This is a genomic window from Chitinophaga japonensis (assembly GCF_007830125.1).
In the GTDB taxonomy this organism is placed as follows: domain Bacteria; phylum Bacteroidota; class Bacteroidia; order Chitinophagales; family Chitinophagaceae; genus Chitinophaga; species Chitinophaga japonensis.
This window is the reverse complement of the sequence record NZ_VLLG01000003.1, coordinates 83,765-110,299: the sequence shown is the minus strand read 5'-3', so window position 1 is coordinate 110,299 and position 26,535 is coordinate 83,765. Positions and strand designations below refer to the sequence as shown.

The window sequence follows — 26,535 nt, the reverse complement described above, 5'->3', positions numbered from 1 at the left end:
GCTAATAATTCAACCCTCTCTTAACTTTCTTTTCCTCCTCTGGACTAACCGATCGGATCGCTATTGCGCAATCGGGAATCTTGTCAACGGAAGTGTTTTCCATCCGTATGCTCTTCTGTGTTTGCCCATAGGCATCCTGGTGCAAAATCAACATTTCTTTTATCTGAAAACCTTTTGTGAACCTGTAGTTCATACTGAATTCTGCCAATACTCGCGGCTTATCTTCTCCCTCCCATTTTAGATAGGTACTCATGGAGAAACCTTCCTGCATGGTGCGCTCCCTCCCAAAACACATCGCATAGATACAGTTCATAACACTATCCTTCGGTGTCCTGGCTGCATGCCCCGAATTGGTCATGAAATATCCCTTATACCCCTTTTCCAAAAACCTCCTATTGAGGCAATCAATATCCTCCAGCAGTCCTGTTAACGAATTCTCCATAGCCAATTTATCTATTCGTCAATTCCGTACATTTGTTTCACCGCTTCCTGCTCATGCTTTGATCTGGCCCTTTGAAGGGACAATAGAGCATTTTCCTGATTGAATAACCGAAGATCATTCAGGTTGGTATCTACCCTGTCACCTACAGTATTGATCAGCTCAAGCCGCTTGCCATCACTCATTTGTGTCTGAAAGGAATTAACAATAACAATAAGCTGATCGACATTATTCACGGTCTCATTCAATATCCCAGTGTAGACCTGAGCCATGTATTCAATTTCTTCAGTCGTAAAGCGGCTGTCCTGCTGCAGCATGCTCCATGCCCACCTATACTCCTGAACAAGTCTGGTTTGCGTTTCTGTGATATCCTTAATTCTTGAATAATAGGTAATCAGCAATTTCACCTTTCGTAATTCCTCAAAATAGCGCGCATACTGCTCCCGTTGCTTTTCAGACCAATCACTTATCTCCTGCAGCTTCAATTTGGACATCGCATTTTCCAGAGTTTTTTGCGCATTTTGCAACCAAATAACCTTATTCTGCTGCCGCTGGATCTGCAGATCGACCGCTTTTATCACTTTGGTCACTGCCGCTTTGATAATCTCTAATATCCCTAAAGCATTAGCTTCCCGGATAGGTACCGCTACCATGGCAGCACACAACATCAATCCCACCAAATAACGTTTCATAGACACGAATTTTCTTATTACATCCCAAACCCTTTATGCTTTCTTCTTTGCCGCCTATGACCTTCAGGACTGAAATTTAATTTCTCAAACTTTCCATTCTTAAACTGAAAAGCCTCCGTTCGTTGATTATATTGAACCGGTGAAATCCAGAGATATTCATCGTCATTTGAGCCACGCCGCCTCGCCCATCCAACTGGATCGAGCCGCGTTTCATTCGGGAGCACGATAACTGCACATCCGGCAGGACATTGCTGGTCAACATCAGGCCATTCAAATTTTCTGGTTTTCAGATTCAGGAAACCAATAAACCGGCCGTCGTCGATTTCCATAGTATCGTTCAAATTCAGGCGGTCATGGAAGTTCTTAACATTCCTTAGTTCATAAAGTCGTACATCTATATAATACTCCCTGTCAATTATGACCGTTGTTGGCAACTCCCCTTGGATAGTTCGCCTTTCATAAGCTTGGTTATATGGATTCAACTGGTCATCCCTCTCCGGAAGGTCTGTGGGGGAAATTCCATATAATTTTGAAATACCCATGGGATCAGCATGAACCAGATGAGGAATACGGAGTTCTATATTATCTTCGGTATCCATATCATAGCTTAATGTTCCCCAGAACTTATCAATATAAACCGTATAGCCTTCATCGGTGCGAGAAAACTCATTGATACCAATTCCATTCAAAGGATACTCCTTGTTATAGAAAACACCATTCAATGAATCTATTACCACCGTTTTATCGCCGATTTGTAATTCAGGCTTGGTATACTCCCCATCTTCTGTATTCATCACTTTCCACATCTAGGGCAACTCATGCCCGCATCCTTTCATTAACAAGGGCCTCAATAGCGGCCTCCATACTTCCATGCCTCTCCGCATAGTCCAGTACTTTTACCCGTTCCTCTCCATCACTGGTGTAGGCATAATACTCATGCGGTGAAAGTTCATTCCTGTATACTTTCATATCCTGTCCGCCTAGGTCTATAAAGATCTCCCGATCATCTTTATTTACCGAAAGCAGCATAGTTTTCGCCTTCTCAGAAAGCCCTAACGCGCTTTGCAGTTTATCGAACTTGTTCACAAACTTCGACATCGATAGCAGTATCTTTATATCTGCATTGTTTATGATTGCATCCTTTATGATTTCCGAGGATATCACATCATCAAGTTCCTGCGTGATCACACCCGGAACGCCGTTATATTTCCTGATTGTTTTGAATGCGTATCTTAAAAACTCCGCCATACCGGAACGGCTGATCGCCTTCCAGGCCTCATCAATGATCAGCGCTTTCCGCTGCCCGCGCAGTTTCCGCATCTTGGAGACAAATAATTCGATGATCAATAAGGTCGTAACCGCAAATAGTATAGCGTGATCGCGTATTTTGTCGAGTTCAAACACAATGAAAGGCTGGTTGATCAGGTCCAGTTTTTCACGGGCATTCAGCAGATAACCGAATTCATTCCCCGCATAAAATGGCCTCAGCACATACAGAAAATTACCCAGATCGAAATCCTTTTCCCGCACCTGGTGGGTGCGCAGTTCTTCTTTATAGTCCCCTTCCAGATATTCATAAAAGGTATTGAAACAGGGGAATAAGCCCTCTTTTTCCAGCTTTTTATAATATCCGCTCAATGCGTTGGAAATGGCTACATACTCCGCCCGGCTGGTGCGCTCATCTTCCTGCTTCCATAATGCGATCAACAACGACTTCAGACTTTCTATCTTTTCCGTATCCAGACTGATTCCCGGTGGCAGGTAGAATGGATTAAAACTGATCGGAGCGGTTTCCTCATAGGTATAATAAGTTCCACCTACCAGGTCACAAAGTCCCCGATATGATCCTCCTATGTCAACAATCAGGCAATGTGTACCCTGATCGTATAGGCTTCGCAGGATGTGATTCATGGTAAGGCTCTTCCCTGCTCCGCTACTGCCGCAGCAGAGCAGGCCCATATTTGTGGTTATCCCTCGCCTACGTGGCTCATCCAGCAGGTCGAGAAATACAGGTTTATTACTCAACCGGTCACAGAACCGCACCCCTTTATCAGGGGTCGTACTCCTATAATTAGTTTCCGAGCTTAGGAAGCAGCAAGCCTGTTCCAAAAACGTATCAAAGGAATCATTCAGGGGAAAATCTGCAGCATTCCCCGGCATTCCTGCCCAAAATATCTGCGGGGCACCCACCGTTTCCTCTTTGGCGGCTGCATCCATCTGTGAGATAGCTGCACTGGCTTTGTTCTTCAGCTCTTTGATTTCCTTTTCATCATCAGACCAGAGCATAATGTTAAAGTGAGCCTTCACCGGTAAGCGCTGCTCGGAAATGGCTTCATTAAGGTATTCGTTGGTCGCATCACGCGCAATGAGGTTCTCCCTGGAATAGGCAGATAGGGACTGCAGCCTAAGCCGCTTTTTTTCCATTTTCTGGATTGTCTGCTGCCCATCCTCGATAAATATGAATTGGTTATATAGATGGTTGCAGTTCAAAAGTAACCCGACCGGGCTGGTAAAGCCAATGGAAAACCGGGTGCTATCCGTGCTGTATTTATCATAAGTCAGCCTACTGCCGCATAAATGTGGCAGATCAATCGCGTCACCAAGGGTATACAGAACACACTGCCTGCTACCGACCTTCAGCCCCTCACTGGTACTTAAATCCTGCATCAGGAACTGGTTTTCTTTTTCTGCCAGTGTAAGGTATTTCTCAATGATTCCCACTTTACGCCGCTGGCTAAGCAGATCATCCTCCCCTAGGCGCGTCAACCGCAATAAGCCACTGGCCTCCAGAATCTGCTTGAATTTTCCGCAGGCATCGCTGAAATCGGATAAAAACTGTTCATCGAGGATGGAATCCGGAATAATACTCCGGCGGATCAAATTGGAAAACATACTGCAACCTGGCTTCCGACCCGCCGGCTTTTTTGTCAGGTATAAATAGCACTGATGGTTCAGGAACTTTCTACCCAGGAAATATTCGTCACTTTTACGACTTAAATAACTTTTGGCACTCTGAGTCTCCGGCGCCTGATAGGAGTCTTCCAGATACCAATCTTGCTTGTGCAAGACAGTATAATTGGGGAGCGCCTTAATGGCTTTGATCCAGGCAAAATGCAGGTTATCGTAATCTTCTGTACTGAGCGTAAAAATCTCCGGCAGTTCCACCCTGTAGGCAATAGTAACGTCCCCCTGCTTGCTGAGTATGCAATCCTGCTCAACGCCAAATATTGGCAATATGTCCTCTAAACTCCTCTCCATAACCATTCTCGCCTATTTTAAACCACACTTTGTTTGGCATTTGCTCCGTTCCACTTCAGTTGGGCCAATACCATATATCCCCCAAACTATTCGCTATCCTTTTCCTGCCTTCTTTATAAACACCTTTCGGCTTTTACATCGGACCACTTGGGGCAAGGCTTTTCTGGAAAGCGCTTTCATCATACCATACTCACCGTATTTGTTACTCAATTTATACACTTGCATGACCAGCCCCATACCCAGGATTGCAATGATCATAAGTCCGACATACTGGTTTACGCCCAATATGTAAAGAGCCCCATATAGTATGAGTAGTACAAAAATTCCTCCTCCGAGATACCAGATGTACTGGGCCTTTAACCCCCGGAACTCAACTGGTTTGTTTACTCCTTTGTTAATCTTATATATACAGGCCATTGTACTGACTTTATAAACTCACCCACTTTCTTTCAGTTGGCCGAAACCCGAATAGGCTTGCAAAACTTTTACCTGCACGTTAGCCAACACAGGTTCAGTAACCTATCTCCTTCTGCACTTTCTCCCTCAGGTACAGAACCGGCACGTAGGCAATCATCCCTCTCTTTCCCCTTACTATCGCCTACGGCCGGCTTTTTCCTATTTCAGCATACTTAGTTTACTTTCTTCCAGGTATTCATCAACGCAACCCATAATGGCATACCGAATCTTTCGATCATCCTCGTTTTCTTCACAGAATCCCATCTCTTCGAAAATGGGCTCACATGCCTCCATGATATTCAAAAGTTCATAGGTCATCAGTCCGCTTTCCCTGAGCCCATCGGCGTAACGTTCGAAATCCTCTTCCAATATGCCTTTTAGATACAGGTACTTGGAAGGACGTAATTCCCTGGTAAGCTCCTTCAGGCACATTTCTTCAATGATACCTGTCTGTATACCCTGCAACTCCAGTTCATGCACCATGGGCATCACTGATTCAACCTTTTCATTGAGATAGCTACTGGTTGAATAACTTTCCTGTAGGTTGAACATTACTTCTGGGTTGTTATGTACAATATAATCCCAGTACTTTTCGATGAGTTGTCTTTTCATATCTATTATTGATTAGGTAATACCGAAGAAACTTTTTATAACAGTCGCGACTACCACTAAAAACACGCAGGAACCAAACCACGCGGCTGCAACCTTGCTTGTATCCGGGTCTCCGCTGTTCCATTTTTGGTAAACCTTGATAGCGCCGATCAATCCGAGGATAGCACCTACCGCATACATTAGGTTAGTACCGTCGGCAAAGTATCCGCGCACTTTGGTGTTTGCCTCGCGGATTCCGGCCGCTCCATCCTGTCCGAAAGCTACCACTGCCATCAGCAGTAGAAGCAAGGTGGGTACAGCAACCCTGTACCCGTTCTTTTTCATCCATCTCCTCATTTCCTCTTCCCACTTTTAAAAGTCCTTGCTTATTGGGCCATCAGCTACCCTTCCCCAAAGAGAAGGGCATAGATAGCCTAGCCACCATCATCGCATGTTCTCTCAATCGTTCCACTTTGCTCTACAGCACGGCATGGTGATGGGGGTCATTTCCTTCCCTACTATTTATTGTTGGATTATTCCTGCTTAAGGAGGTCCCAATCTCCCCGCCCACTTTGGACGGGGAGCGGACCACTGGCAACCGTCAACCGCTATTTCCCCACAACTCATCTACTTCATCCTCCGTCAATGGTACGGCGCCGAGTTCCCTGCATGTCGTGCTTATAAATTCATTTACCGGCTCCCGAAAAGCCAGGTTATTTAACTCCTGGTACCTTCCAAGCAAACCCTTGAGAACAGGTAATAACTTTTCCTTCCCGGTACGCTTTTCAGCGGCAGTTCCAATAACTGCCTTTAGCTCCTTTATCAAGGCTTCAACTTTCCAGAAACTGTTGTCCGTCGATTCGACATCTACATGTTCTTCATCTTGCCCCTTCACGTTGGACAGATCGACCACCGGGTCTGTTTCTTCTCTTTCATCCGGTGAAACTGCCATTGGCTGCATAGGAATCCTCCTGCTCTTTGGATTTAGCACGGCCTTCATTTCTGCACGGTAATAAATGAGCGCTATCAATAAATAATAGATAGCTCCTACCACAGCAAGCGAAATAAAGTATTCAGTCCAGGAGAAATTTTCCAGAATCATTAATAGTGTTGTTTCCATTGGCTACTGTATTGTTTGTATTAATCCGCTGCCTTTCACAATACAAAGGAAGGGCAATTCCAAAGGCGGGTAAAGGACAAGTTGGGGCACAAAAAAGTTGTCCCTTTGTTGTTCCTCACAACAAAGGGCTATCTTTCAATAACTTAAAAAACTTAAAGACTGGGATTTTAATAGCTACGGATCTTCTCGATCATTCTTTCCAAAAGACGGATTACTACCTCCTTATCCCGCTCTTCGGCAGAATAGGCTTTGGAACGCATATTGTCCCATTTAGGGTCCTCCTTCTTCGGAGTGGAGATATATGGAATGATCGCCCGGAATACGCTGCGGAGGGAACGGGCCATGAGGATACGGAGTTCATCTGCTGCCCGAAGCAGCAGGGCTATCTGGTCGGTAGAAAGGGAAACCAACACCTTGAACTTCCCTTCAGTTCCCGGCGCCTCCTTTTTATCAGCCAATGGAGCAAAGACGACCGCTTTGTTTTCTCTGTAGGTGATCTCATTCTCAACGTAGTTACTGAAATAGGTTCTGATGCTGGGATAGTCCGGATTATAAACCGAGCCGGGCTTATCCGGAATCTGTTGCAATATCTTACGTTCCAGCTTCAGGAATTCCAGCTGCTCTGCTTCGGTTTTATAGCCAGCGATGAGTTGATCCAAGGTATTGATGAAATAATCTATTGCAGTTTTTGTGTTTAAATTCCAATAGATCAGCAGTTCATTCAGGATGGGGCAATCGGAAATACCCCGATCGGAGCCAATCTGTTGGATGTCATTGACAATGCCCTGGATGTAATGAACCTCATGCTCGGTGATGGGGACCCGGTTATTTATACGTTCAATGTAACTCTGCAAATACTCCCGTACTACATATACGGGGGCCGGAATACCATAAGCTTCACCCTCCAACCTCTTCATCAGCCCATCCATATTCGCTAAAAGATCATCCCGTATTGTTTCAAGCATAGTAATAGGAACCCATTTCTCCCGTGTAAGGAATAATGAAAATTCATTCTCAAAATAATGTAAGATCTCCTGGAGTTGTTGGCTTAGAAAACTGCGGAGGTTATCAATACGATCTTCTTTTGTCTGGTAGCGATGCCGGTGCCGGTATTCATGGTTCTTCCCGATAAGCACGACAAGCGCGCTGTGATACTTCCTGATCAGAAGCTGGCTTTCCTCCTCTGTTCTCAGGGTAAATACCTGATCCTTAATTTCGTAAAGTATCCGGTCCTTTTCCGTTAATACGCGATCCCTTACTGCTTCTTCATACTGTGGATTTACAACCGTCGCTTTAACACTTTCTGGTTTCAGCTCTTGGGTGATCAGTTCATCCAAACCTTTAAATACATACTTCATCTGCTCCTCCAACATTACGCACACTGTTTGCATGTACAACCTCATGGTGCTCCAATAAGGCGTATAGGGACCGGGCTAGTTAAACAAGTGTATTCCCTCCATGCATCCACATGCCTTCTAAATTCAGCTATTTAACAGGATACACTGTAAACACTCTGTGCAACAGTAAGTTAAATCTACCTACTATAGCTGGTATAGGGAACATCCTATACGTAACAATTTAATTACAATCTATTCTAACGGCTAATACGCTTGAATTCGCTCGATCATGGCCTGGAGAAAATCAATCACTATTTTCTTGTCATTGACCTCTGCCGCATAGGCTTTGGAGCGGGTGTTATCGGGTGAGAGGTCATGCTTACTTGGTGTAGAAAGGTAGGGAACCACCGCATGGAATATAGCGCGCATGGACTTGGACAATAATAATCGTACATCATCAGCTGCACGGAGGAGTAAAGCTATCTGATCAGCGGACACTGCTACATGCACCTTTTGCTTCAACGGTTCATACCCTTTCTTCGCTGTCTTGATCGGAGCGAACTCCACTTCTTTCTTCTCCAGATACTGTATCTCCTGCAGGATATATTTTGTAAAATAAGATTTCAAACTTGGATATTTCCGGTCGTAAACAAATCCAGGTTTTTCCGGAATTTGCTTGAGCTTCATCAGTTCATAGCGGTAGAACTCCAGCTTCTGCTCGACCGTTTCACAACCTGCCAGAAACTGATCCTTTCCGGCAAGGAAGTAATCAACTGTTGCCTGCGTGTTCAGGTTCCAGTATATTAAGAGCTCATGTAGCTGCTCACAATCGTTGCTGCTCATCTTGGTGTTCATCCGCTCAATATCTTCAACTATAGCTAGTGTATATTCCAGCTCATGTAAGGTAATAGAATTCCTGGCATCAATCCGCGCAAGGAAACCTTCCAGAAATTCTTTGATGATCCTGGCCGGCTCCTTATTAATGCCCGCATTATCCAGCTTTTTTATTAATGCGCCCATCTTGCCGGAAACCTCCTGACGAACCGGGATTAAGCGTATGAGCGGTACCTGAATTTCTTTTACCAGGTAATTGGGAAATTCATTTTCCAGAAACACCAAGATGTCTGTGAGCGCAGATTCCACCAATTGAAGACCTCCCCCATTAGCCTTCGAATGACCATTGTTTTGAAGTCTCATATCAGACACCCGATCCAGCACAGGCACCAATAAATTATAATGCATATTGATCAGATGCCGGCTATGGGTTTCTTCTTTCAGTTGAAAGACCTGGTCCCTGATTTCCTGCTGGATTCGCCGTTTCTCCTCTCTGAGCTGAACACTTAAGCCCTCAATTTCAGCGGGTATTAGCTGCCTATCTGTTTGCTCATAAATCAGACTATCAAACCAGTGGTAAACGTAACTCCTTTTCATTTTTCACGTTTTAATGGTTATCCGGGATGATGTACTATCATATCTAGTTTATCCCTAATGGGTTGGATCGTGACATGAATTTTAATAGAAAGGGAATTAACAGGACATTTATTTGTCGGCACCTATAGGTTTCCCTGTGTTTACCAACACCAGCTTTATTGACCGCGCTCAGTCCGATGTAACTGCCCTACGGACAATTCCTCCGCTTTAAAAAGAATCTTTGGATGCCAGGCATTTTATTAAGGCTTCCGGTACACAAGCCCACTGCTTTTCTTCTTCCTTCTGCAGGTACCGCTCGAAACAGCCCTGGTTGGCTGGATCAGCCATTAACCACTCGGAAAGGACTTTTTGCTCTTCCACCGACAAATAGTTCAGCCGATACCGGACTGCCAAACGCCTGAGATATTGACCTTCAACTATACTGATTTCCATAGAGTTAACTTATTTTTCGGTCGGTTAAAATTTTTTGGGTTCCCTGGTTGTTTTGGCTGGGTTTTTCATTCGTTCTTTAAATTTAAGGATTTTCTGACAATATGTTATTTCTCATGGACTTAGAAGGCTTCTATTTTCAAATTTTCGGTAGATTTGGAATCCTTTTGCCAGTAATTTGAAGCTATAAAGCTGATGCAACCTTTATAGGTCTACCTATGCAAAGGCTATTCTGTGCCGGCTAATTGAGCCCGAAATAAGTCGCAAGCTTATCAACCTCCTGTCTGCAGTCCATAGGCCTGTCCGGAATGTCAAACTTGAAACCGAAGTTACCGGCAAACGCCTTACAGTTGTCATTGCAGCATTCAAACTCGATCACTTTATATCCATATTTTACTGCTATACCCGTGATAAAGCGTAGAAATGCCGTGCCATTGCCCTTCCGTTTCTCCCGAAAGCCAATGCGGGCAATGACCATGGTGGGTAGCGGCCTACGCTCTGGGACATCATACAGGCGAAGGTAGATGTCAAATTTTACCCGGTCTGCCCTTATTGTATCTTCAGTCAAACCAAAATGGGCCATGGGCTTCTTGTATTGGAATGTTTCCTGTAAATAAGCATTTATGGTATGCAAAATAGCTGAGTAATTTCCTGTGTGTTTCTCCATTCTTAATTGCTAAAATTTCTTTGTACTAAACTCCCCATAACTGGAAAGTTTTCAAATGGTTCTTGTCCCAAAATCCGAAATAAAGATTTTTTTTATTTTCTTCTCCAATTTTTCGGCATTTCTATGGAATTTTTGCCGATAATTTGATGTATTTCACTGTTCCTTCCCTGCATGTTTCTGAGCAGGTATTTTCTTTCAATTGTTAAACTACATGTTGTTCATTATTTTTTCTTGTACACTTTTCCTGTACATGCTTTATAAGTGAACACTTCTGAAATGAGCGGCAGAAAAATAGCCTTCAGGAAATTACCGAAATGATGCAAAAGGGGGTGCACGGTGCGAAGGAACACACAATACCTTGCTTTCCTACAACTGGAAGCGCTACGTCTGAAAACTGACGTTGAACACCTGGAACTAAGTGATGACGATAAGATCTATGAAATTGAATGGTAGCGCATTATCCGGCTAAAGCCCTTTCCCGTAAAGGTTTTGAGCCGTTTTATTTTTGGTACCTTTGTAGTATTGAACCAAAAAATATAAAGCCATGTTGAAAAGATCGTTGTTTTTTTGTTTCAACCTACTCCTATTGTTTTCCTGCTCCTCCCCTGATCGACTGGATTCATCTTCTGCTAAAGACCTCCTGGGCAAAGAGCTTGGCTACCCCCGCAATGCGTCGCACACGCTCAATACGGCTGATCCGGTCCAGGCTGTTACTGCCCGGGCCTCTGATCTGGTGGATAGCGGGTTGCTGAAAGTTTATCCCGTAGGAACGGTGATTCCCAAAGGACATTCGCTGATCGAGCTGACGGAAAAGGGGAAGGAATACCTACTGCCACCTGCAGAAGGCCAGGAACCGTATAAACTTAAAATCCGGTTGGCAACGGCCACAATTGACAGTACGAGTATACATGTTCGTAATGACACAGAAAATAAAATGGCCGAGGTTACTTTTGATGTACTATACTCCGATATTACACCTTTTGCTCAAATGGTGCCCCAACGGAATTTTAAGGAGAAACAACACGAAACGGTCACCTTCAGCCAAATGGACGATGGTTCCTGGCAACTACAGGAAAGATAAACCTTTGCGTGGAAGGAATCAAAGGTGGGTCCTATTTACCGGTCTTCGACCACTGACGGCCCCAAAATGTTATTCCCATGGCCGGGAGCACGTAGGATGGGACTCGACTTCCCTGTCTTAAATGCAACTCGTAGGAAAGTTTATGCTTGATCGCTCTGGTGGAAAGGGTATCAAAACATTCCTTCGCTTCAAATCCATAGGTATACGGAAGTAAAATGTCATAGTCCCTTTCCTTGATGTCCGGAAATATCTGGCGCCAATCGATCGATCGGAGCCGGGGAACAAGTCTTTGGAAACTCTCCTGTAAATAGGGTTGGTGCTTCCCCGTGAAAGTTAAGCTGTCCCCGGTTTGCCCATCCCTTACGGGGATAGTGACCAGCGTAAATATGGCCTCACATACAGAATCTATCAGCCGCATAGTTATCCTCACATTTGTTGAGACTTCTTTATGCAACCTCTTATATTCCATGCCACTGGTATCCACCCGCTGCGCCACCAGGTAATGACTGCTTAGGAATAACGGCATGATCAGGATGATTAACCTTTTCATATTAATTACATTTAGTGCCAGAACTACCATTTTTATAGGCCTGGTTCTTTAAGAGTATCCGGTTGGCCTCGCTCGGATTGGAAGTTACGATATTTTTCCAGGCCAGGGACTTGTCTAAACCTCCCCAGGCGAGGTCGATGGCGTCACTCCGTGAGATCGTCGGATAAGTCTGCTGCAGGGCATCTGCCATGACCTCTACGTACATGCCAGCCATAGCCTGGTGCTGCACATAATTCGCATCTTCCAGCGGCCACTTATTTTTGACATTGAAGTAAGCATGAAGGCACTCATGTAGCATGGTTACGGCGATATATTCTTTGCTGGCATTTGCAAGGCCCGTGGAATTAAGGGTAATGTCAATATTCACATACCCGCCTGATTGACCACCACTGGTAACACCATCTTCGGAAGGTCTCAGCTCCTCTTCATAAATGCTCAGGTTCACTTTGTCCGAGGCAGAAAACATCCCCCAGATAATCTGGGATATTGCCGACTGCGCTCCCGCCTTATATATCAGGTCTGTAACCGTAGTTTTGAAACACGGCGTTGTCAGATGGTTTTTTATGTCTGTCACGCTATTGGGAATATATGGCGTGGGATCACTGCCGCCCTCAGATGGGAAATCACCTTCGTCAATGAAATCTTCCCAGGGGTGCCGATCTGCTCCCTTTCCGGTACCTCCCCCTCCTCCACCGCCGAAATAAGTGGAGCTGCAGACACTGGTTCCAACGACGGTAACCACGCCAGCGCTATAGTAGGCCGTGGAAGAATACGTGCAGCCTTCTGTTTTCGGACTATGTTCATATGCTTCCCGGCTCGGATAATGGTCAAGTTTCGCAGGATATTTTCTCTGCCCATCCACATAATAGGCGCCGTCCCTGTATTGCAGGTTCAGGTCCAATTCGATAAGGCTGCCGTTAAAGCTTCCCGCAAAAAAACGCGCACCGTTTTCTTTATAGTAATCGCTGTTTGGAATCACCTGGATGATCAGTCCTTCCCTCCTTTGCAGGCTGTCCTTTAAAATGACCAGCTTACGGGTGCTCAGGCCGCCGGTCAACAGATTGGAATTCCAGATAACCGGCACAACTACCAGTTCCGGGTTTTTCTTCTCCAAAGCATGCTCCCAATCCAGTACCATTTCGGCATGCTGTACACTGGCCCACCAGGATTTCGCTTGCGATAGCTCATCTTGCGCTGACTGTGGAGTCTCATCTTCTTTTGAACAGGATAACAGGGTCATTCCCAGAATAAGGGCGATAACTGACAGTAGGTAACTTTCTCTCGAACAAATAGATGGAAACATAGTCTTTAATTTAGGTAATGGGTGATCAAATGTTCGGTCAGGGGGTTCAAATAAATGTTCTTGTGAATCGTAGTTAACTGTTTTTTACAAACTCTAATCTACTGAACTATAGGATGAAACGAGCAAGCACAGCCAAATACCGGGATTTACCGGTAAAAAAAATGCGTAATTATCCAGGGGCTGAATAAGCCCTAATCAAGGTAGGAACGGAGCTATCAAATTGACATAAGTTCTTTCAATCAACCGAAAGGAAAATGGATTCACCGCCGCCGCAACTTTTACTTTCCTCCCTTCAGTTGGCACAATTTCTCATATAACTTCCTCCTGATAAAATCAGCTTCTGCTGAGAATTCATGCCATTCTGGGTTCTCCCGTGCATGGTTCAGCAGGTCAAAAAACCGCTCATCGATTCCTTCTTTTTCCAATTCCTGTGCGAGTTCCTTTTTCTGATCCGGTGGCAATTGCTTCACGAGGGTAAGGATCTGTTCAATGGTTAAATTGAGTTTCATTATAGGGTCCTTTCATTCAATATACGAAAATTACGACGGCCTGCTGCATTACGTATCGGTAAGGGCAGTTTATACCGCCAGTGGCATAACGGGCCGCGCAGCCGAACTAGAGCTCCTTTTACATTGCTTGATTTCCGGGGCGTCACCGCAACGGCGGTCGGGCTTTCCGCTATATCCTTCCTTCGTCTGGGATGCCGCTGCAATCCCTGACGCAAAAAGCTTGAGGGCTTCTCCTTTCTGCACCACCCCTTGCTAATGGCTTTTTTATGGCCGGAGAAAAGGGACAACGAAGGTAATGCCCTACCGGAATAGGGCAAGCCCTTTCGCGGCATATGCTCGCTACGCTCCGCTATTCCACGAACCTTGCCCCTATCCGGTGGACGGGCATTCAATCCCTGTTGTCTTTTCAATCCGTCCCAATAAAAAAGCATGAGAAAGGGGCTGATGAAAAAAGAAAAAGGAAAAGAAAAAAATGGTTTCACTAAAACAGGAAATGATGAACAGGAAAAAAGAGCAGAACGGCATCCGAACCAAACAGTTCGTTTTTGCCTTGCGGGAAAATCCGTGGCATGGGCAGGAAAATCCCGAAGTCACTTTTCCATTGATGGAAATGGCAGCGACCATGCAGCAAAAGCAAAAAAAGACCGCCCCGAAATTCTTGGCCTCCCTAAAAGCAATTATCCGCAGGGTGGCTGAGGGAAGGAAGAGTTAATTCTATGTTGAACCCGCTGCCCAATAGGCAGCAAAAAAACAAAAATTATGTCCCACAATCTTTTCTTTGACAATGACACGAATAAACATAGCTTTTTCTCCACCAAAGAAAAAGCTTGGCATGGCCTCGGAACGGTAGTTTCGGAATACCCTACCGCCCAGCAGGCAATCCGGTACGCTGGCCTTGATTTCCACGTCAGCAAACAGCGCCTATTTGTTAGGAACGAGCGCAGCGACCTCGATGGCTTACTCGCTGGTACGGGTATCGTAAGCCCTGAACTGGTGGTGCCTGATTATTACGCCACCGTACGCACGGATAAAAACATTCCCCTCGGTGTGGTGGGAAAGAACTATGAGGTGGTACAGAATGCGGACGCTTTCGCTTTCCTCGATTCGCTGGTAAGCAATAGCGCGGATATCCGCTATGAAACGGCAGGCGCCCTCGGCAGGGGCGAGCGCATTTTTATCACGGTCAGACTGCCCGACTATATCCGCATCGGCGGAAGTGATGATGTGATCGAACGTTACCTGTTTATTACGACCTCTCATGATGGCTCAGGTAGCATCCTGATCGGTTTTACACCGGTCCGTATTGTCTGCGCCAACACCCTGAACGCAGCCCTCCATAACTGCTCCAACGTGAAGCGCATCCGCCATACGGCAAAAGCGAAAGACCGGCTGCAACAGGCGGCACAGGTGCTGCACCTTACCCGCAGGGCAACCGCCGAAACGGCCGGACTGTTCAACCGAATGGCTGTAACTCCTATCATGGACAGGCATGTCCGCCGACTGATCGAAATGGCGATGGCACCATCGAAAGAGGTACTTACCAAGGTCATCGAAGGGAAATACAGTGACCTGTCCACCCATTTTAAAAATACCTGTGAGGAGGTTGTTGCCTATGCGATGGGGAACGAAACCCAGCAACTGGAAACGACCAAGGGTACGCTGTTCGGCGCATATAATGCCGTGACCGGATACTACCAAAACGTGAAGTCCTATAAAACAGCGGAGAAAAAAATCGGCTCCATCCTCTATGGGGGAACAGCGCAGCAACGGGGACAACGGGCTTTTGACCTCTGCGTGGCTTACATGGAAAACGGGGTGGATGCCCTGCAACTGAACTGATAACATCCGGCAGCCGTCCGCATGGCGGCTGCCTTCATTGCATCGAAAATTCTAAAATATCAAGATTATGAAAACGACCATCAAAGGAAGATTAACCGCTGACGCAACCGTCAACACTACCAAATCCAACAAACAGCTTGTAGCCTTTAACCTGGCGGTTAATGAAAGCTACCGCAATGCCAATGGTGAAACAATCACCTCAACGGAATATTTCCGCTGCGCCTATTGGAAGACCACCAATATTGCCCCCTACCTGACAAAGGGGACCATGTTGATGCTGACCGGACGCCTGAAGGCTGACGCCTATATCAACAAACAGGGACAGGCTACCCCTTCGCTCGATTTCCATATCCGTGATATTGAATTTCTTTCCGGAGGACGTAGGAAGGACAACAAAGCGCAAGGTGCTACGGCTCCGGCACCAGCGGAAACGGAAATGGTTGCTGTCACTGAAGACGACCTGCCCTTCTGATTATTCACCGGGGGCCGCTGACCGATGGCGGCTCCCTCAATAACACCATCATGAATACAAAGGAAATATTGGATAGCTATAAAACGCTGTTGGATGCGGAACCGCCCATTAACTATCTGGCAAGCCTACTTGAACTTGCATTGAAAGCCCCTGTTTGCAGGGACAACAAGGAAGCACCGGGAACTTACAGGTTAGCAAAGGTAATCCACTGCGCAATCTTACGGCATATGGCTGAATACTTCGCACCGGGTACTGAGGATGCGGAAAGAATGGTAGCAGCGCTTACCGACTACCTCAGAAATACGGATGAAAAATTTAACTAAAACGAAAGGATATGACTGAAAAAACTAAAAACGGGATTCAATATACGTGGGAAATCGTGTCAGAAAATGGTGCCGGGTTTATCCTATTCCCCGAACCTCACCATACACGGGAGGATATTGATGCTGCCCTATCTGAATTAAGGCACGACAGGGATGTGGTTAGGCTGCGTGTTGCTACCGTAGACGATTGGGATGAGCGCTACAGGAAGGAAATATTCAGTCACCCACTGGTTGGTAAACTACGCTGGTTTGAGATAAATGATGACCCGCGTATCATAAACCATGAACGCCGGAAAGGTACTTCCGCAGAAGATTACGTGAATCGCTTTGTCCTGCCTTTTAAAGAGTGCGTCAAAGCCATCAACACAGCATGCTACGGAAAGGATATTGTTCACTAAGCTATAATGCTCCCATGTTCATTTTCGACAGCAACGGCAAAAAATTGGAGATCACCGACCTGAATGCCGCCCTGAAACAGGCCGATCTGTTCAGGTACTTCCACCATGATGACCCCGCCTTTGCGGCTTTGGATAGGGAGCTTTCGGCTTACTGGCAGGATGTCTACGATAAATTACTGGAATTGGGAAACGTTAAAAATGCAACACCATGAAAGCACTGGATAATATGACCGACAGGGACAGGGCAAAGCTGCTGCTTATGCTGTTCCCCGGCGAAATGCCTTCTCTTATTAATTATCTACTGGAAATGTGCAGCGCATTGGAAGAAAATGCGGAGATCATTAAACGGGAGTGGACTGCGTCCAAACTTGCCTATGATGTGTATATGCAGAAACATGCTATGCTCAAGCGCCTGATCACCGGCAACAGCTACAATCTACGAAATGACCCGGAGCAATTCGCTAAGCGATTGCTCACCCCGGAACTACAGGATATCGTTCGGCAGATGCTGGTCCAATATGTCACGCTGCGCAGGCATCCCGACCAAGACTTTATAAAAGTGGTGCTGCTGCTGTTCCCGGACGATACGATCAACAAACACGAATAAATACGAACCCTAATAATTAATATCATGAATACCTATCACCTCAAGTCAAAAGGGAACCACCCCAGCATAACTTTTACAATGGATGACCTCATCGTCATTCCCTGCTCTCATGTATTCAGCATTGAGCAACTGGTCAACATGATAAGCTACCGGGACTTTCAGTTCTGCCCTACGGCAATGGAAAAGGAATATGATATGCTGTACGCGGTTGACAGGCATAAGGGCATGGACTTCTTTAGGGTTAAAGGTACGGAAGTGGTCGTTATGCCGGGAACCTATATCTATCCCACCATCTTCAATGAAGAAGATATACGTTCCGGTGTGAACCTTTTGGCTAAAGCGGCAAAGCAATGAAAAAGGGGTATAAATATGCACCTGAGACGCTCCTGCGCATCCGGAGAATGCGGAAAGCGCGCCGCCTCTATCGGCAGCAGCCTGTATTTGCTTACAGTATCATGTCAGCGGAATTTCAAGGTTATTCCCATGAGGAGTTCTGGAACGACCTGCGCCGGAGGACACCGCCCAAAAAAAGGAAAGGAAAATCCGGACTCAGACGCTATGGCCGCTACGGTGAAATGTGCCGTCTATTGGACAGGTACCGCCAGACCGGAAACGTTGCAGATGCCCTGAAGGCGCAGAAACTCCGCAACCGGATAACTCAACCCTACCGTCTGCAAGTGCGCATCGGCAAACTCCTTAAGGAATACCTGCTTTCTCCCCTGATTCCGGTTAACTCGGTAAAGGAACTTACCTGCTCCCTGCATGGGTGTAAGGACTATGCGGAAGCTGATAACAAGATCAATGAATTTCTAAAGTATAAATCGTATTGAAATGACCAATAAATGCCGTAACTGCAAAATGAATAACCACCCGATCTCCGCTTTCTTCCATTGGCGCTTCTGCGCGGAAGCTACCAACCGGAAAGGAAAGTACTTCAAAGGCTACTACTTTAACGTGATTGCCGACAGCTATCCCCTCGCCCGCTCCCTACTGGACGTGCAGGCAAAACGTAAAAGGCTCAGGCTGGGAAAAATCCGCTCGGTGAATGTTACAGGCATCGCCTTCGCTTACTACTTAACTAAAGGGATGCCCTTCGTTGAGCGGGATGATTACCACCACATACAATGGCCGCTTATACCGGCTGAACACTGAACAGCAATGTAGTTACCTATAAAACAAATGTCATGGATATATTCTCTTTTTCATCGGTCCAGTTTCACGGCATCCTGCTGGTTCTTGCCGGACTGCTCATCCGCTTCATCATCGGATATCGCCGCTTTAACCGCCGTGGTATTGCCGGCCTGCAGCACTTCAGCAGCTACCCCGTGGCACTGCTGGTCCTTTTTATAGAATGGATTTTTAACCTATTGGGCTTACTGGCCATTTTAGCAGGTACGCTGCTCCTGCTCTTGGAATGGTTCAACGGCCTTTTTCACTGAATGTTCAACACCGATAAAATTACGTATAAATGGAAAGTACTTTTTTTAAACAACTGGCCGCTCTGGAGGCAAAGGGTAGCTGGACCATCCAGCTTGATAACTCCACAGATGAAATTATTATGTCTGTCCTCTTTCGCAGGAAACCTTGCGGGGACAGGGCAGTAAAGATTATTCCGGCATTTAACCTGAACGGAACACCGGAAACGCTTGACCAGCTTTTCTTTGATACCATCCGCAAACCTTTCGCTGCTAATAACGAACTGCAGACCGATATGGAACACTACCTGAAACAGATGGAGGAAGCTAGAAAACAGTCCGCAATGGAAAAGGAAAAGGCTGCAGCGGAAGCTAAAGCCAAAGAGGAAAAGAAAAAGAGGTACGAAGCGGCCATGAAAACGGTGGACGAACTGGCCAAGGAAGGCAAATATCGGGAAGCATGGATGAAATGCCCTGACCCGAATGACTTCCCCGACCACGCCGAATCCATCCGCAAACGCCGCACGGAACTGTCCGAAAAGTTCGCACCTGAATTGTTTTAACCTTTAATCGTATCGCCATGAATGAAGCAACAATCATGCCCCGGGTATTCATAATTCAGGACGGGGACACAAAGATCAGACTATCTGACCCCAGCCCCGCATGGAGCGTGGAGGCTGTAATGGACCACTATGCTCCCATGTACCCTTTTCTCCTGTCGGCCAAACCTACCGGCCCCCTTATTCAGGATGATGAGGTGCAGTATACGTTATCGACTGTCGTAGGTACAAAGGGCTAAAATGAATGAAAATGAAGAATCCGGGAACAGCGAGGCTGCTGCCCGCTAAAATTGAAAATCAATGGAAAGGTTACGGACTAGCCATACTGGCAAACAGATCGAACGAACGCAAAGACGCAGCCGAAATAAGAAAGGACAAACGACGGGCAGTGCCGCCCGACAGGTTGCCGATGCTTTTCTGAGCCATCGCTTCCTGCCACTTGTAAAGCGGGAACTGCTGGCGGGCTGGCGACAAAAGGAAACTGACTTCTTTGAAAGCCTTGGCCATTTGGCTGCATCCTTCGGCTTTGAGCCGCTACCGGCTTCCGTGAACGTCTTCCCCCTGAACGTCCACCTTGCTTATAAGGCCGCAGTGGAAATTGTCAACCCGAAAATTGATGGGTACTTGGAAATTGCAGAGATAGACGGCCGGGTGCGCCTGGTAACTGCCGCACAGCTTGACACCGGCTTGCACCTTTACCAGATTCCCTTACGTCCCATTTATAGGCTCGGTAGAGATCGCAGTCACCGGCGGGAGTATCTCCTGCTCATGTCCGTGCTGGCATACCTCTGCCAAGTGGTCAGCTTACCCAACTTCCGGGATGGTTATATGGGGGGCTGTTATGAGATGATCGGGGAAATGCTCTGCGACATGGAAGGGGAATACAGTGAGGGGGAACTAAGGGGAATCGTGGACGAGTTTGTCCAGGTTCGCAATGAGGGTTATCACATGCTTGACCTGATCAATGATAGCAGTCACCTCCCACGCTGGCAGGGACGTTTAAAGCGTCTTAAGCCTGTCACCGCCCTGCAGCGGGAAATACATAAGGTGGCATCCAATTTTTTTGCGCTTTATAAACAATATCCCCAGCGGACTTACCATGATAATGTATTTGACGGCTTTCTCTTACCATCGGAGGAATACCGTACGCTTGCCAATGAATATATCTCCATTATCTGGCCGGAGGACGGGTGGCTCTATGAGCAGGCCGTGGACTACTTTGAATCCAACCGGCAGGAAGATGTTGTGCAGGAGGAACCGCTCTACCTCCATGTCTATGACTGCCCCTTCCCTGCGCCTAAGGATAACCTCGATTTTGAAATACGTCTTTTTGATTATTTACTTGACCTTGAAGATATCTTATTCAAACTGCTATGAAAAATATAAATCAACTCTTCCGGGCTGTTCATATGCCGGTCAAAGCATGGGTATTGAACCAATCGCTGACCGACTCTTATGACAGGTATGTGGAAGCATATGACTTCAACGCCAGTGGCTACCCGATCAATGCCCACCCGCTGACGAAAAGGGAAACGATTGAGCTCGCCCGCTGTCTCGCCTCCTCTAAAGATTTACAGACGGATTTCCTGCACTGCCCCGGCATACTACCGGATAACTTGCTCCACCTCAGGCACGGTATGGGCGGCTTCGCAGTTTGGTATACACTGGCACGGAAGGTACGGCTCTTTTTTAGCCCTTCCCTTTCCATTCCCAACGGTGAAGCTTACGTACCCGCCCTTCTCTGGCGTGCAACAGGAGACACGCTCTCCTTATACGCCCTCAAAGGAAGGAAACGGCCTAACGCTGATACCCAGCTTTTCCATGCCCCCTTTTTCAACGTCCATGAAAATGGCAATGTGTGTATGGGTACCGCTGATGTTTCTTTTGATAAGGACTGCACATTGGAAAGCTTTATCGAACAATGGCATAACCTGTTCTACAACACCTATTTCAGCCACTTGTTCACCCGTCATATACCTTGCCGCTCCAACCCGGTAAATCTCTGGAAAATGCTCGTAAACAAGGGCAGCCGATTCCCTGAAGATGAACTGGTCGATTCCCGGATAAAACTTAAAAACTTATTAGCATGAAACAGCCACTGCATTTTATGGATAATAGCTTCATAAATCCGACTAACCCGATCTCCATCAACATCATCGGAGCCGGAGGGACGGGCAGTCATATGATCGCCGCAATCGCCCGTTTAAACCATACGCTCATCGCCTTGGGTCACCCCGGTTTTACTGTTCAGCTCTGGGACGATGATACGGTATCTGAAACGAATGTCGGTAGGCAACTTTTTGCCGACAGTGAAATCGGACTGCCTAAATCCGTCTGCCTCATAAATAAGGTCAACCGATTTTTTGGAACGGACTGGAAAGCCATCACACAGCGCTTTGAAAAAAAAACGCGTACAAACATCCTCCGCGAAAATATGGCTTCCCTCACCATCTCCTGCGTAGATGAAGTAAAGCCCCGCTTTGAAATAGCTGACCTCCTCTTGGAACAGCATATCAAAATGGGGCATGTGCTGGACTCCCCTACCTATTGGATTGACTGTGGAAATAGCCGTTATAATGGACAGGTAATTCTAGCCACCGTAGGTGATGTGCGGCAACCGGATTCCAAGAAATATATCCCCGTCGCCTTTCTCCCGATGGTGACGGACGAATTTAAGGATAGTCTGCTGACACAGGTGGATAATAGGGAACCTTCCTGCTCTATGGCAGAAGCACTGGCCCAGCAGTCCTTATTCATTAACTCCACACTGGCCAACCTCACCGGCTCCCTTCTGGAACAGGCCATCCGGCAGGGGTTTCTCGAATACCGGGGCTTCTTTGTTGACCTACTCCGATTCCGTGCCCTGCCCATTAAAATAACCGCCCATACTGATCGGATGGCCAATGCGGCCTAGCCTTAAGCCGCAAACCGGTCTGAAGCCTCAACGGAAACTTGCCGATGGGGCTTTTGGGGGCGCGTAAAGCTCCTGGTCCTCTTAACTTCCGCAATCTCCCTGCCTGGCTGTTGGCCTGACTGCAATTACCCCCTGGTACTTTAATATCCTGCCTGCGGTAGTCTTTGCAAAATCACTGGTTACACTTATCTGTTCTTTAATCGGCTTGAGTTCTTCCCTGGCATGGACGGACGACTCCCACCGACCCTGAAACACATTGTAGTAAATTTGTTACTAAGCAGTATGAATTGCTATATTAGCTCCCTGTAACCCTAAATATTGAACTATGGAAAAATTTGAGAAACTTAAAACCTTGTTGCAGACGGCGGAAAAGGACGCCGCTAAATTTTATCTGAATGGCAATGCCGCTGCCGGAACCCGGCTTCGCAAATTCATGCAGGATACAAAAGTGCTGGCACAGGACATCCGTAATGAGGTATCGGAGATCAAAAGCAAATCGTAAATTCAGGGTACGTGAAGTTCCGTACCCTTTGCCGATTAGTTTCTTCTTGTTTTACCTTAACGGACTACGCAACAAATGAAAACTAAAACTAAAACCTTTTGCGACCAGTTTGCTTTGCATAATAATTTTATAATCCTGCGACCGGCTGTTTATACTAGTGGGAAAATCTATATCTGCCAATATGGACCGGACGGTTCCGGCATTATGGGATATGGAAGTTCTCCGGAAGAAGCTATTGAAACCTGGTGTTCCAAACTCAGTGAACGTATAAAAAACCCGACTTTAAACGACCCCATAGCCCTCCGTGTCATCCGCCTTCTAAATGATGACCGTTCGGATAAGGGAACTGAACTGCTTAACTGATTTGGCGCACGCACTATCCTGTTTTTTGCCGGAAGCAGCATAAATGACCGGCTCAATAAAATAATAGATTCTGCTAATAGGCAGTCTCCCATCATCTCATACCCCTGCTTACTTTATTTGTGTTCGTTTACGCACAGGTATCGTACGGAAACGAACATACCTTCCCTGCTTGTATCGTCCTGGGCCTAAAAAGGACAGATGTCATGCTGGCAAAGTATTTGTCCTGTTGAAATGGCCCTAAATGGTGCCTGTAAGTTTTATTGAAAAAATATCTCATGAATTATAGTCCACCGCCCAAAAAAAGTCTACTATTTGCTACCCACCTGCTTATCGGACTGTGTACGCTGAGCATGCTCGCAAATGCGCAATCCGGCACCAAAGTGATTACCGATCCAATAGTACTACCGGCTGCTGAAAAATTTATGGCTAATCCAAAGGCCGTAGGCCTTTCCATTGGCATTTACGATCAGGGGAGGCAGTATACTTACCACTTCGGAACTACTGCCAAGGGTAAAGCCACTCGCCCTGCTGATAGCACACTTTATACCATCGCCTCGATTACCAAGACCTTCACTGCCCTGCTGCTTGCACAGGCAACCATCGAAAAAAAAGTCAAGCTGGATGATGATATCCGTAAGTACCTGAAGGGAGATTATCCCAACCTGGAATATGCGGGCCAGCCGGTCCGATTATTCCACCTCGTTTCTCACGTCTCCCGTTTGCCATTTGCGTTTACTGAACTTGCCGGAAAACCTGGCTATTCACGGGAAGATTTCTTCGAGCAACTGCATACGGTCCGTATCGATACCGTTCCGGGTGTTAAGTACCAGTATTCCAATCCTGCCGCTATACTGCTTTCTTATATACTGGAGGATGTCTACGGAAAGTCCTTTGAAGGTCTACTAAAGGAAAAAATCTTCGATCCCTTAGGCATGAAACACAGCGGAATTCGCCTCTCTGAAAGCGAAATGGGATGTATGGCAACCGGATACACTGCTCAGGGACAGCCTGACACCTCCTCTTATATTCAAATGGGAGCAGCAGGCGGCCTTAAATCGGATATATCAGACATGTTACTTTACCTGAAGGCGCAGATAAAGGAAGACAGCGAAGCAATCCGGCTGACGCGAAAAGAAAGCTGGGGATTCGAGATGGGAAACGGCTCACGGTATAGCTGCGGACTCAACTGGCAGCTAATTACCAAACCGGATGGAAATAGGCGCATCTTTCAGGATGGTAATGTTCCGGGGTACTCCTCCAAAATAGTGCTGTTTCCAGCGAAAGATATAGGGGTTATTGTATTGTCCAATACATTCCTTCCTGATGAGTTATCTGAATTGGCAGAAACAATTCTGACGGGCCTGCGACCGCAGGACCGCTTATGAAAAATCCCGGGCAGTTTTGCCCAGGATTGGATTCCTGTGTACTTCAAAATAAGGGGGCTTCATAAGCCCCACCATGCTACTTCCCCAGATTTTTTAGCTTCTCGTACAGCTCCACCAGGCCCGCCTTCTGCAAACATTCCCCGGAGAGCTGGCCCAATTCCGTCAGCGCTTCTTTTGGAAGACTTTCCAATAGCCCAGCCATGCTCCCTTCCTTACCGGTGACTCCCCGCTCAATGACATGACTTAAAACCAGGACCTGCCTTCGGCTGATCTTCAAATCAATTTTTACCGGGTCATTCATTCCAGGGATACTCAGGATCGTGTCCATCAATTTGCTTACTTCACTTACATTCATATCACTCCTTTCTTTTGCATTACAAAAGTAGAAACAATTAATGGCTACTTCCTCATCCTTATATACGGAGGATAGGTTTATGCCCCATATTCACTTTATTTTTGTACTACAATTTTTTGTGAGAATGAAAACGTGATGAAAGGAATGAAAATTAAAACAGAAAGAACTACTGGCGCCGTCAAGGCTGCAGAGCATCCTGAACTTTCCAGGGTATTGAAAGATCTGCAAGCTGACCATATCGTTTATGGTATACCTAAGGAGCGTGCCTTTGGCATTCTTCGGGTAACGCCTCCGATCAAGGATATCATTGCCAACCCCAAATTGACAACGGCACTGGTAAGCCATATCCGTAATTACGTTCTACCCCATATGCGTAATGGTGAGGTAATACTTAATAACAATATTCCTCCCAACATCCTTAAAGAGGTCGGTCTGAAACCTACCCAGTATAACAACCTGCAGCTTATCGGAAAAGAAAACAGAAACCGAAAAAAAGGAAAGCGGCTGGGCCGGTAATAGGCTATTACCTGTCAGCATGGTCAATTCATAATTAGTGTGCTAAAGATCTGTGAGATGGACAAAGAGAAAATGAAACAAAAGATCCGGGAGATTAAGGAAATGGACTTGGTCTCCTTTCTGGAATCGCTAGGCTACCAACCGGCGAAAATACGCGGCAATGAATTCTGGTACCTTTCCCCGCTCCGGGATGAAAAAACAGCCAGCTTTAAAGTGGACAGAAAGCTTAATGCCTGGTTTGATCACGGACTCGGTAAGGGGGGCAACCTGATTGATTTTGCCATTCTCCATGATGGATGTACCGTCGGAGAATTCCTCTCTAAAATGCTTTCTTCTTCTTTTCATCCGCTACCGAGAAAGGAGATTAAGTTGAACGAGGCGCCGGGGAAAAAAATTGAGGTCATCAGCGACAAATCCCTGCGGAAATATCCCCTCCTCAAATACCTCCGGGAGCGGCGGATCGATCTGGAAGTGGCGGATAAATACTGTCGGGAAGTGACCTTCCGCATTGGAGAAAAGGAGTACTATGGAATCGGCTTTAAAAACGACTCGGATGGATGGGATATCCGTAATCCTTATATGAAATCGGCCAGCCTGCCAAAGGACATTACTACCTTCTCCAACAGCCACCAAACAGTCAATATTTTTGAAGGTTTCTTTGACTTCCTCTCCCATCAGACCCTGTTCAAAAACCAGCCGCTCGCGCAGCAGGATTTTGTTATCCTCAATACCTTGGGCATGTTTGAAAAGGCACGCCCTTTTATCGAGAAACATCCCGTCCGGAATCTCTTCCTCGACAACGATACGGGCGGACAAAATTTCACCCTCTATGCCCTCAGTCTACATACCGCTTACCAGGACATGCGGCATCTCTACCGGAACCATAAGGATTATAATGACTGGCTTAAGGAGTTTGGGAAGCCTGTAAAAATGCGCGCAAACCAGAAGCTCTGAAATGCCTGAATGTATAGCAACCAATTAAAAATAGGGCACGGAATACCTTGACAGCAGGTGGTGACCGAA

38 protein-coding genes are annotated in these 26,535 nt (G+C 46.4%); 22 read left to right on the top strand and 16 right to left on the bottom strand.

The features are described 5' to 3' along the window. Position 1 precedes the first annotated feature (1 nt). The 12 genes from LX66_RS09460 to LX66_RS09405 form a co-directional block, all read right to left on the bottom strand. On the bottom strand, positions 2–442 hold the full coding sequence (locus tag LX66_RS09460) for an adaptor complexes medium subunit family protein (protein ID WP_145712330.1): 441 nt from the start codon (positions 440–442) through the stop codon (positions 2–4). A gap of 11 nt (positions 443–453) precedes the next feature. Further along, positions 454–1,131, bottom strand: a complete 678-nt coding sequence (locus tag LX66_RS09455; RefSeq protein ID WP_145712328.1) for a conjugal transfer protein TraI — start codon at positions 1,129–1,131, stop codon at positions 454–456. Between the two features lie 17 nt (positions 1,132–1,148). After that, positions 1,149–1,925, bottom strand: coding sequence for a hypothetical protein (locus tag LX66_RS09450; RefSeq protein ID WP_145712326.1), 777 nt, complete (start codon positions 1,923–1,925; stop codon positions 1,149–1,151). A gap of 22 nt (positions 1,926–1,947) precedes the next feature. Beyond that, positions 1,948–4,389, bottom strand: a complete 2,442-nt coding sequence (locus LX66_RS09445; RefSeq protein ID WP_145712324.1) for a TraG family conjugative transposon ATPase — start codon at positions 4,387–4,389, stop codon at positions 1,948–1,950. A 93-nt stretch (positions 4,390–4,482) separates the two neighbouring features. Then, complete coding sequence (locus LX66_RS09440; protein ID WP_145712322.1) at positions 4,483–4,806, bottom strand: DUF4133 domain-containing protein; 324 nt, start codon at positions 4,804–4,806, stop codon at positions 4,483–4,485. A 198-nt stretch (positions 4,807–5,004) separates the two neighbouring features. Further along, complete coding sequence (locus LX66_RS09435; protein WP_145712320.1) at positions 5,005–5,457, bottom strand: hypothetical protein; 453 nt, start codon at positions 5,455–5,457, stop codon at positions 5,005–5,007. Between the two features lie 12 nt (positions 5,458–5,469). Next, the gene (locus LX66_RS09430; RefSeq protein WP_211366141.1) at positions 5,470–5,781 is read right to left on the bottom strand and encodes a DUF4134 domain-containing protein; all 312 of its coding nucleotides are present in this window, start codon (positions 5,779–5,781) and stop codon (positions 5,470–5,472) included. Positions 5,782–6,037: 256 nt separating this feature from the next. Next, a complete protein-coding gene (locus tag LX66_RS09425; RefSeq protein WP_145712315.1) occupies positions 6,038–6,556 on the bottom strand; it encodes a hypothetical protein in 519 nt (172 codons plus the stop codon). 167 nt (positions 6,557–6,723) lie between these two features. Further along, complete coding sequence (locus tag LX66_RS09420; RefSeq protein ID WP_145712313.1) at positions 6,724–7,929, bottom strand: hypothetical protein; 1,206 nt, start codon at positions 7,927–7,929, stop codon at positions 6,724–6,726. A 228-nt stretch (positions 7,930–8,157) separates the two neighbouring features. Then, positions 8,158–9,324, bottom strand: a complete 1,167-nt coding sequence (locus LX66_RS09415) for a hypothetical protein (protein WP_145712311.1) — start codon at positions 9,322–9,324, stop codon at positions 8,158–8,160. A gap of 207 nt (positions 9,325–9,531) precedes the next feature. Next, positions 9,532–9,756, bottom strand: coding sequence for a hypothetical protein (locus LX66_RS09410; protein ID WP_145712310.1), 225 nt, complete (start codon positions 9,754–9,756; stop codon positions 9,532–9,534). Between the two features lie 238 nt (positions 9,757–9,994). Then, a complete protein-coding gene (locus LX66_RS09405; protein WP_145712308.1) occupies positions 9,995–10,420 on the bottom strand; it encodes a GNAT family N-acetyltransferase in 426 nt (141 codons plus the stop codon). A 544-nt stretch (positions 10,421–10,964) separates the two neighbouring features. Here LX66_RS09405 and LX66_RS09400 point away from each other — a divergent pair. Next, on the top strand, positions 10,965–11,501 hold the full coding sequence (locus LX66_RS09400; protein WP_145712306.1) for a hypothetical protein: 537 nt from the start codon (positions 10,965–10,967) through the stop codon (positions 11,499–11,501). Between the two features lie 31 nt (positions 11,502–11,532). Here the strand turns inward: LX66_RS09400 and LX66_RS09395 are convergent, their stop codons facing one another. From LX66_RS09395 to LX66_RS09385, 3 genes are all read right to left on the bottom strand, one after another. Further along, positions 11,533–12,051, bottom strand: a complete 519-nt coding sequence (locus tag LX66_RS09395; protein ID WP_145712304.1) for a hypothetical protein — start codon at positions 12,049–12,051, stop codon at positions 11,533–11,535. A gap of 1 nt (position 12,052) precedes the next feature. Continuing rightward, on the bottom strand, positions 12,053–13,354 hold the full coding sequence (locus LX66_RS09390) for a hypothetical protein (protein WP_145712303.1): 1,302 nt from the start codon (positions 13,352–13,354) through the stop codon (positions 12,053–12,055). Positions 13,355–13,632: 278 nt separating this feature from the next. After that, a complete protein-coding gene (locus LX66_RS09385; protein WP_145712300.1) occupies positions 13,633–13,863 on the bottom strand; it encodes a hypothetical protein in 231 nt (76 codons plus the stop codon). A gap of 429 nt (positions 13,864–14,292) precedes the next feature. On the opposite strand from LX66_RS09385, the gene LX66_RS09380 reads away from it, so the two are divergent. From LX66_RS09380 to LX66_RS09290, 19 genes are all read left to right on the top strand, one after another. Continuing rightward, on the top strand, positions 14,293–14,559 hold the full coding sequence (locus LX66_RS09380; protein ID WP_145712298.1) for a hypothetical protein: 267 nt from the start codon (positions 14,293–14,295) through the stop codon (positions 14,557–14,559). 63 nt (positions 14,560–14,622) lie between these two features. Then, entirely contained in the window at positions 14,623–15,702 is a 1,080-nt protein-coding gene (locus tag LX66_RS09375) for a DUF932 domain-containing protein (protein WP_145712296.1), read from the top strand. A 67-nt stretch (positions 15,703–15,769) separates the two neighbouring features. Then, complete coding sequence (locus LX66_RS09370; RefSeq protein ID WP_145712294.1) at positions 15,770–16,174, top strand: single-stranded DNA-binding protein; 405 nt, start codon at positions 15,770–15,772, stop codon at positions 16,172–16,174. Positions 16,175–16,224: 50 nt separating this feature from the next. Then, on the top strand, positions 16,225–16,497 hold the full coding sequence (locus tag LX66_RS09365; protein ID WP_145712291.1) for a hypothetical protein: 273 nt from the start codon (positions 16,225–16,227) through the stop codon (positions 16,495–16,497). Positions 16,498–16,508: 11 nt separating this feature from the next. Beyond that, complete coding sequence (locus LX66_RS09360) at positions 16,509–16,895, top strand: hypothetical protein (protein WP_145712288.1); 387 nt, start codon at positions 16,509–16,511, stop codon at positions 16,893–16,895. A 14-nt stretch (positions 16,896–16,909) separates the two neighbouring features. After that, entirely contained in the window at positions 16,910–17,107 is a 198-nt protein-coding gene (locus tag LX66_RS09355) for a hypothetical protein (protein WP_145712285.1), read from the top strand. Continuing rightward, a complete protein-coding gene (locus LX66_RS09350) occupies positions 17,104–17,502 on the top strand; it encodes a hypothetical protein (RefSeq protein ID WP_145712283.1) in 399 nt (132 codons plus the stop codon). Before LX66_RS09355 ends, LX66_RS09350 begins: the two co-directional genes overlap by 4 nt. A gap of 78 nt (positions 17,503–17,580) precedes the next feature. Beyond that, positions 17,581–17,856 (top strand): hypothetical protein, encoded by a 276-nt coding sequence (locus LX66_RS09345; RefSeq protein WP_145712278.1) that lies wholly within the window; start codon positions 17,581–17,583, stop codon positions 17,854–17,856. Next, on the top strand, positions 17,853–18,332 hold the full coding sequence (locus tag LX66_RS09340; protein WP_145712275.1) for a hypothetical protein: 480 nt from the start codon (positions 17,853–17,855) through the stop codon (positions 18,330–18,332). The genes LX66_RS09345 and LX66_RS09340 overlap by 4 nt, the downstream gene beginning before the upstream one ends. A gap of 1 nt (position 18,333) precedes the next feature. Beyond that, on the top strand, positions 18,334–18,654 hold the full coding sequence (locus tag LX66_RS09335) for a hypothetical protein (protein ID WP_145712272.1): 321 nt from the start codon (positions 18,334–18,336) through the stop codon (positions 18,652–18,654). A 32-nt stretch (positions 18,655–18,686) separates the two neighbouring features. Further along, on the top strand, positions 18,687–18,941 hold the full coding sequence (locus tag LX66_RS09330) for a hypothetical protein (RefSeq protein ID WP_145712269.1): 255 nt from the start codon (positions 18,687–18,689) through the stop codon (positions 18,939–18,941). Positions 18,942–18,970: 29 nt separating this feature from the next. Further along, a complete protein-coding gene (locus LX66_RS09325) occupies positions 18,971–19,480 on the top strand; it encodes a prtrc system protein e (RefSeq protein ID WP_145712266.1) in 510 nt (169 codons plus the stop codon). A gap of 17 nt (positions 19,481–19,497) precedes the next feature. Next, a complete protein-coding gene (locus LX66_RS09320; protein WP_145712263.1) occupies positions 19,498–19,716 on the top strand; it encodes a PRTRC system protein C in 219 nt (72 codons plus the stop codon). 61 nt (positions 19,717–19,777) lie between these two features. Continuing rightward, on the top strand, positions 19,778–20,854 hold the full coding sequence (locus LX66_RS09315) for a hypothetical protein (RefSeq protein WP_145712260.1): 1,077 nt from the start codon (positions 19,778–19,780) through the stop codon (positions 20,852–20,854). Beyond that, complete coding sequence (locus LX66_RS09310) at positions 20,851–21,567, top strand: PRTRC system protein B (RefSeq protein ID WP_145712256.1); 717 nt, start codon at positions 20,851–20,853, stop codon at positions 21,565–21,567. Before LX66_RS09315 ends, LX66_RS09310 begins: the two co-directional genes overlap by 4 nt. After that, positions 21,564–22,391 carry a PRTRC system ThiF family protein gene (locus LX66_RS09305; protein WP_145712255.1) on the top strand — a complete coding sequence of 276 codons (828 nt, stop codon included), beginning with the start codon at positions 21,564–21,566 and terminating at the stop codon, positions 22,389–22,391. Before LX66_RS09310 ends, LX66_RS09305 begins: the two co-directional genes overlap by 4 nt. 325 nt (positions 22,392–22,716) lie before the next feature. After that, positions 22,717–22,893: a histone H1 gene (locus tag LX66_RS09300; protein ID WP_145712253.1), complete on the top strand. Its 177-nt coding sequence runs from the start codon at positions 22,717–22,719 to the stop codon at positions 22,891–22,893. Positions 22,894–22,968: 75 nt separating this feature from the next. Continuing rightward, positions 22,969–23,256: a hypothetical protein gene (locus tag LX66_RS09295; RefSeq protein ID WP_145712251.1), complete on the top strand. Its 288-nt coding sequence runs from the start codon at positions 22,969–22,971 to the stop codon at positions 23,254–23,256. A gap of 275 nt (positions 23,257–23,531) precedes the next feature. Next, on the top strand, positions 23,532–24,641 hold the full coding sequence (locus LX66_RS09290; protein ID WP_145712248.1) for a serine hydrolase domain-containing protein: 1,110 nt from the start codon (positions 23,532–23,534) through the stop codon (positions 24,639–24,641). Between the two features lie 76 nt (positions 24,642–24,717). Here LX66_RS09290 and LX66_RS09285 read toward each other — a convergent pair whose 3' ends face one another. Next, positions 24,718–24,969: a hypothetical protein gene (locus LX66_RS09285; RefSeq protein ID WP_244620353.1), complete on the bottom strand. Its 252-nt coding sequence runs from the start codon at positions 24,967–24,969 to the stop codon at positions 24,718–24,720. Positions 24,970–25,140: 171 nt separating this feature from the next. Between LX66_RS09285 and LX66_RS09280 the strand changes: the two genes are divergently transcribed. Then, the gene (locus tag LX66_RS09280) at positions 25,141–25,512 is read left to right on the top strand and encodes a hypothetical protein (protein ID WP_145712244.1); all 372 of its coding nucleotides are present in this window, start codon (positions 25,141–25,143) and stop codon (positions 25,510–25,512) included. A gap of 57 nt (positions 25,513–25,569) precedes the next feature. Then, complete coding sequence (locus LX66_RS09275; protein WP_145712242.1) at positions 25,570–26,466, top strand: toprim domain-containing protein; 897 nt, start codon at positions 25,570–25,572, stop codon at positions 26,464–26,466. Positions 26,467–26,535: the final 69 nt, after the last annotated feature.

Coding starts and splice junctions, on each gene's coding strand:
- LX66_RS09385 (WP_145712300.1), bottom strand. CDS start 13,863: ATGAAACTCAATTTAACCATTGAACAGATCCTTACCCTCGTGAAGCAA.
- LX66_RS09445 (WP_145712324.1), bottom strand. CDS start 4,389: ATGGAGAGGAGTTTAGAGGACATATTGCCAATATTTGGCGTTGAGCAG.
- LX66_RS09430 (WP_211366141.1), bottom strand. CDS start 5,781: ATGAAAAAGAACGGGTACAGGGTTGCTGTACCCACCTTGCTTCTACTG.
- LX66_RS09285 (WP_244620353.1), bottom strand. CDS start 24,969: ATGGACACGATCCTGAGTATCCCTGGAATGAATGACCCGGTAAAAATT.
- LX66_RS09275 (WP_145712242.1), top strand. CDS start 25,570: ATGGACAAAGAGAAAATGAAACAAAAGATCCGGGAGATTAAGGAAATG.
- LX66_RS09300 (WP_145712253.1), top strand. CDS start 22,717: ATGGAAAAATTTGAGAAACTTAAAACCTTGTTGCAGACGGCGGAAAAG.
- LX66_RS09330 (WP_145712269.1), top strand. CDS start 18,687: ATGGATATATTCTCTTTTTCATCGGTCCAGTTTCACGGCATCCTGCTG.
- LX66_RS09435 (WP_145712320.1), bottom strand. CDS start 5,457: ATGAAAAGACAACTCATCGAAAAGTACTGGGATTATATTGTACATAAC.
- LX66_RS09325 (WP_145712266.1), top strand. CDS start 18,971: ATGGAAAGTACTTTTTTTAAACAACTGGCCGCTCTGGAGGCAAAGGGT.
- LX66_RS09305 (WP_145712255.1), top strand. CDS start 21,564: ATGAAACAGCCACTGCATTTTATGGATAATAGCTTCATAAATCCGACT.
- LX66_RS09440 (WP_145712322.1), bottom strand. CDS start 4,806: ATGGCCTGTATATATAAGATTAACAAAGGAGTAAACAAACCAGTTGAG.
- LX66_RS09355 (WP_145712285.1), top strand. CDS start 16,910: ATGTTCATTTTCGACAGCAACGGCAAAAAATTGGAGATCACCGACCTG.
- LX66_RS09405 (WP_145712308.1), bottom strand. CDS start 10,420: ATGGAGAAACACACAGGAAATTACTCAGCTATTTTGCATACCATAAAT.
- LX66_RS09425 (WP_145712315.1), bottom strand. CDS start 6,556: ATGGAAACAACACTATTAATGATTCTGGAAAATTTCTCCTGGACTGAA.
- LX66_RS09410 (WP_145712310.1), bottom strand. CDS start 9,756: ATGGAAATCAGTATAGTTGAAGGTCAATATCTCAGGCGTTTGGCAGTC.
- LX66_RS09400 (WP_145712306.1), top strand. CDS start 10,965: ATGTTGAAAAGATCGTTGTTTTTTTGTTTCAACCTACTCCTATTGTTT.
- LX66_RS09380 (WP_145712298.1), top strand. CDS start 14,293: ATGAGAAAGGGGCTGATGAAAAAAGAAAAAGGAAAAGAAAAAAATGGT.
- LX66_RS09450 (WP_145712326.1), bottom strand. CDS start 1,925: ATGAATACAGAAGATGGGGAGTATACCAAGCCTGAATTACAAATCGGC.
- LX66_RS09370 (WP_145712294.1), top strand. CDS start 15,770: ATGAAAACGACCATCAAAGGAAGATTAACCGCTGACGCAACCGTCAAC.
- LX66_RS09295 (WP_145712251.1), top strand. CDS start 22,969: ATGAAAACTAAAACTAAAACCTTTTGCGACCAGTTTGCTTTGCATAAT.
- LX66_RS09390 (WP_145712303.1), bottom strand. CDS start 13,354: ATGTTTCCATCTATTTGTTCGAGAGAAAGTTACCTACTGTCAGTTATC.
- LX66_RS09310 (WP_145712256.1), top strand. CDS start 20,851: ATGAAAAATATAAATCAACTCTTCCGGGCTGTTCATATGCCGGTCAAA.
- LX66_RS09350 (WP_145712283.1), top strand. CDS start 17,104: ATGAAAGCACTGGATAATATGACCGACAGGGACAGGGCAAAGCTGCTG.
- LX66_RS09415 (WP_145712311.1), bottom strand. CDS start 9,324: ATGAAAAGGAGTTACGTTTACCACTGGTTTGATAGTCTGATTTATGAG.
- LX66_RS09340 (WP_145712275.1), top strand. CDS start 17,853: ATGAAAAAGGGGTATAAATATGCACCTGAGACGCTCCTGCGCATCCGG.
- LX66_RS09420 (WP_145712313.1), bottom strand. CDS start 7,929: ATGTTGGAGGAGCAGATGAAGTATGTATTTAAAGGTTTGGATGAACTG.
- LX66_RS09335 (WP_145712272.1), top strand. CDS start 18,334: ATGACCAATAAATGCCGTAACTGCAAAATGAATAACCACCCGATCTCC.
- LX66_RS09455 (WP_145712328.1), bottom strand. CDS start 1,131: ATGAAACGTTATTTGGTGGGATTGATGTTGTGTGCTGCCATGGTAGCG.
- LX66_RS09460 (WP_145712330.1), bottom strand. CDS start 442: ATGGAGAATTCGTTAACAGGACTGCTGGAGGATATTGATTGCCTCAAT.
- LX66_RS09315 (WP_145712260.1), top strand. CDS start 19,778: ATGGAAAGGTTACGGACTAGCCATACTGGCAAACAGATCGAACGAACG.
- LX66_RS09360 (WP_145712288.1), top strand. CDS start 16,509: ATGACTGAAAAAACTAAAAACGGGATTCAATATACGTGGGAAATCGTG.
- LX66_RS09290 (WP_145712248.1), top strand. CDS start 23,532: ATGAATTATAGTCCACCGCCCAAAAAAAGTCTACTATTTGCTACCCAC.
- LX66_RS09345 (WP_145712278.1), top strand. CDS start 17,581: ATGGATGACCTCATCGTCATTCCCTGCTCTCATGTATTCAGCATTGAG.
- LX66_RS09280 (WP_145712244.1), top strand. CDS start 25,141: ATGAAAATTAAAACAGAAAGAACTACTGGCGCCGTCAAGGCTGCAGAG.
- LX66_RS09320 (WP_145712263.1), top strand. CDS start 19,498: ATGAATGAAGCAACAATCATGCCCCGGGTATTCATAATTCAGGACGGG.
- LX66_RS09395 (WP_145712304.1), bottom strand. CDS start 12,051: ATGAAAAGGTTAATCATCCTGATCATGCCGTTATTCCTAAGCAGTCAT.
- LX66_RS09375 (WP_145712296.1), top strand. CDS start 14,623: ATGTCCCACAATCTTTTCTTTGACAATGACACGAATAAACATAGCTTT.
- LX66_RS09365 (WP_145712291.1), top strand. CDS start 16,225: ATGAATACAAAGGAAATATTGGATAGCTATAAAACGCTGTTGGATGCG.